Source organism: Dyadobacter sp. (assembly GCF_051859145.1).
Taxonomy (GTDB): Bacteria; Bacteroidota; Bacteroidia; order Cytophagales; family Spirosomataceae; genus Dyadobacter.
In genome coordinates this window covers 1-4,320 of record NZ_JBHYGF010000359.1, presented here as the reverse complement: position 1 = coordinate 4,320, position 4,320 = coordinate 1, and the positions used below count along the sequence as shown (strand labels likewise).

General features: G+C 50.6%; 2 protein-coding genes and 1 pseudogene. All 3 read left to right on the top strand.

Annotation, left to right across the window (positions count from 1 at the left end; translation table 11 throughout):
- Nucleotides 1–2,561 (top strand): SusC/RagA family TonB-linked outer membrane protein (locus ACTIE6_RS18930; RefSeq protein WP_439558133.1); only part of this gene is annotated, 2,561 nt, incomplete at its 5' end.
- A 12-nt stretch (nt 2,562–2,573) separates the two neighbouring features.
- Complete coding sequence (locus ACTIE6_RS18925) at nt 2,574–4,016, top strand: RagB/SusD family nutrient uptake outer membrane protein (protein ID WP_439558132.1); 1,443 nt, start codon at nt 2,574–2,576, stop codon at nt 4,014–4,016.
- A gap of 12 nt (nt 4,017–4,028) precedes the next feature.
- Nucleotides 4,029–4,320 (top strand): annotated as a pseudogene (locus ACTIE6_RS18920) (hypothetical protein); the annotation flags it as partial.

Below are 4,320 nucleotides of genomic sequence, written 5' to 3'. Positions count from 1 at the left end.
CCACTATTCGTATCCGCGGCTCGGGTTCTGTTAATGCCAGTAACGATCCGCTTTACGTAGTGGACGGATTTCCTACCGACAACCTCAACTCCATTAACCCAAACGATATTGAATCCATTGAAATCCTGAAAGATGCTTCTGCCACTGCCATTTACGGTTCCAGGGGATCCAATGGGGTTGTAATGGTCACAACCAAACATGGAAAAGCCGGAAAGACGGTCGTGAGCTATGAAGGATACTACGGGGTACAATCGGTGCGCCGCAAGATACCTTTGCTAAATGGACAACAGTTTGCCGAGTTTGTAAACGACGCACAGGTTAACAATGGAGGTAAACCCTATTTTGACGGTTCCAGTGCCGATCGCCCATTACCCTCCGCAATTGGTGAGGGAACAGACTGGCAGGAAGCGATACTTCAGAACGCCCCTATCCAGAACCACCAGCTGGGCATTTCCGGCGGCTCTGATAAATCGCGCTATGCGATCTCTTTCGGGTACTACGATCAGGACGGTATTATCAAGAATTCGGGCTTCAAGCGCTACACCTTACGCTCGAATATCGATTCGGATATTTCCTCGCGCATTAAGGTAGGACTTACCTTCCAGGGTGCCTATACGGAGAGTAACGATGCGCAAACAGAACCCACCAACAACCTCGCCTATACGGGCGTGATCAGCGCGGCACTTAATTATTCGCCTACTTTCAAACAGTATAATGAAGACGGTACTTATTATAAAAACCAGGGTCAACTAAACGGTCTTGGCGCCGACAATCCGCTGGCATTGTTGAATGAGTTTACCAACAAAACTTCCGCGATCAGGTTACTTGCCAACTCTTTTGTTAACATCAAAATCATGGAAGGGCTGAACCTGCGTAGCAGCATCGGGGCCGACATTAATACTTCCCGCCTCAACTACTACGTCACCAGAAATGCACTGGTGGGCGCCAGCGTACAGGGAAGCGCGGCGATCACCAGTACGCAGCGACTCAACTGGCTTAATGAAAATACATTAAACTATACGAAAAATTTCAACCCTAAAAATTCATTCAGTGCGCTGATCGGTTATACAATCCAGGAAATCAAAGCAGAGAATTCCGTGGCAAGAGCGAATACGTTTTCTGACGATTTCGCAGAATACAACAACCTCGGCGCAGGATCTACCCTGATCGCACCTTCGTCCACAGCCAGTGAATGGGCGCTCATCTCCTACCTGGCGCGTGTCAATTACGGGTTTGATGACCGTTTCTTACTAACATTAACAGGCCGGCGCGACGGTTCATCCAGATTCGGACCCAACCGCAAGCAGGGCTTTTTCCCATCGGGCGCATTGGCCTGGAAGCTGCATAAAGAGAGCTGGTTCAGCAACATTCCGGCGGTTACCGAGGCGAAACTTCGCACCAGCTACGGATTATCGGGAAACCAGGAGATTGGTAATTACAGATATCTGGCCAACATCAGCGCTGCGCCTTACGTGATCGGCGGCGTGCTCAACACAGGTTCGGCCACGGCCGGTATCGCCAATCCAGATTTGAGATGGGAGAAAAACGCGCAATTCGACATTGGTCTGGATCTGGGTCTGTTCCGTAACCGGATTACACTTTCAGCCGATTATTATTACAAAAAGACCTCTGACCTGCTTTTCGAAGTTGGTGTCCCTACTTCCTCCGGATTCTCTACCACTCTGAAAAACATTGGTAGCGTACAGAATAAAGGTTTGGAGTTGGCGCTTAATACCGTCAATATTGACAAAGATGGTTTCAGATGGAGTTCTGAGTTCAATATCACATTCAACCGCAACAAGATCCTGACTCTCGACGGTCGCCAGGAATTCCGGACCGGCTCGGATGCGACGATCTCTAACACAGCCCAAAACCCGATCCTGCTCCGCGTGGGAACCGAGTTGGGTAACTACTATGGGCTGGTCATGGAAGGCATTTTCCAAAACCAATCGGAGATAGACAATTCAGCACAGAAAACCGCCAAGCCGGGTGACATCCGCTACCTGGACCGCGATGGCAATGGTGCGATTAACGATAATGACCGGGATATCCTGGGCAGCGCCAATCCTGATTTCTTCGGAGGGATCAACAACACGGTTTCTTACAAAGGTTTTGAGTTCAATATGTTCGTGCAAGGCTCTTATGGTAACGAAATCCTGAACTACGGTTCGTTCGATCAGATGAATTTCACAGGTGGAAATAATCAGTCGGCGCGCGTACTGGACCGCTGGACGCCTACCAACCCGAGCAACACCATTCCCCGTGCCAATGCGGCGGGAGGCTCGCGTTTGCTATCGACGCTGCATGTGGAAGACGGTTCGTATCTGCGGTTCAAGAACATTTCGCTAGGCTATAACCTGCCTTCGCAATGGCGCAGCAAACTGCGTTCTCAGCAGGCTAAGATCTATGTAGCTGCACAAAACCTTTTCACCCTGACCAAATACACGGGTTACGATCCCGAGGTAAACCGCTACGGAAGTTCTTCGCTGAGCCAGGGCATCGATTACGGCGGATATCCTGCTTCCAAAACCATTCTTGTAGGACTGAACCTGACATTTTAAAATATAAAATCCATGAAACGTTACCTCATATATATGCTTCCGGCGCTGCTGACCATGTCCTGCGAAAGCAAGCTCGACCTGACGCCCGTCACCAACCTGACAAACGCTACCTATTATAAAACCGCCGAAGACGCAAAAGCTGCATTGGGTGCCTGCTACGCAGCCATCGGAAACCTCGACCCATTTGCCGATCTGGTAACGACCGACGATGCGATCCCTTTCCTTACCGGCGCTGCTGACAGGCCGCAGCTCTGGCGTTACGAGATCACGACGGCCAACACATTTATAGCCCAGTATGCCGGAGGCTTCCGGGGCATTAACCGGTCCAACATTGTGATCGACAGGCTTCCCGGCATTACTATGGACGAAACATTGAAAACCCGCTACATTGCCGAAGCGCGTTTCCTGCGGGCGTTGCATTATTTCAACCTGGTAAGATGGTATGGCGGCGTGCCGATCGTGACGTCCGAAACTGCCTCACTGGAAGGTTTGGAGGTGGAAAAAGCTTCGGTGGAAGAAGTGTATAAAGTAATTATTGATGACCTCACTGCTGCTGAAAGTGTGCTTCCCGCTACTTATCCGGCCAGCGATGTGGGCCGGGTTACAAAGGGTGCCGCCATGGGGATTCTTGCCAAAGTATATATTACCATGGCAGGTACCAACCGCCAGTCTCCCTACTGGGCGCAGGCAGTTGCCAAGCTCAAACAGGTGATCGATTCCGGGGTTTACGACCTTTACGCCAACTTTGCTGATGCATTTGCGCTGACGGCCAGGGGCGGGAAAGAAAATGTATTTGAAGTTCAGTACCTGACGGATGTGCGCGGGCACGGTCAGGGAAGAGGTTATGGCGTGCGGGGTGCGCTTATTTACCCGAGCGGCGGCAGTGGGATTGCGCGGCCAACCAAGAGTTTGTTTGATCTTTATTCAGAACAGGACGCCAGAAAACCGGTTACATTTTTAACATCTTATACCTACAACGGGACTACTACCCAGCTGTCCATCACCGATCCGGACTTTACTAAAGCAGTTTCATTTCAAAAATTATGGGATAAAACAGCTAAAACGAGCGGCGGTGAAGGCACCAGCATCCCCATTCTCCGCTACTCCGACCTGCTGCTGCTTTATGCAGAAGCATTGAACGAAGTGAACAATGGACCTACTCCCGAAGCTTATGCTGCATTGAACAAGGTTCGGACGAGGGCAAAACTGGCGGCATTAGCCGGCCTGACCTACCAGTCATTCAAAGAAGCTGTGTGGCTGGAACGACGCCTGGAACTGACCTTCGAAAACCACCGTCGTTTTGATCTGCTGCGCACCGGCAGGCTCATCGAAGCTGTAAAAGCGGAAACAACCTTCAACCGAAACCCTAAGATCCAGCCATTCCACGTACTCTTCCCCTTCCCGCAAGCCGACACGGATGCAAATCCGAAACTGAAACAAAATGAAGGTTACTAAGCTCTATCATCTATGAAAAACTGTTTGATAACCTTATGGATTTGCGCGCTGGCGGCTGCGTTTTCGGGGATGGTTTTTCCGGAAACAAATACCCTCGGTGGCGCGGCCGACATCCCGATCCGGAAAATCGCTTCGGGCAAGATCATCCACCGTTTTCACGATACCTCGCCCATTAGTCCGTCGGGCAAATACATTGCCTTGTTCCGCATCCCTTTCGAAGACCATTATCCCGAAGCAGGTGACGTAGGCGAGGTGGTTTTGATCGACATGGCGACTGGAAAAGAAACCGTCATCGAGCGTTCTT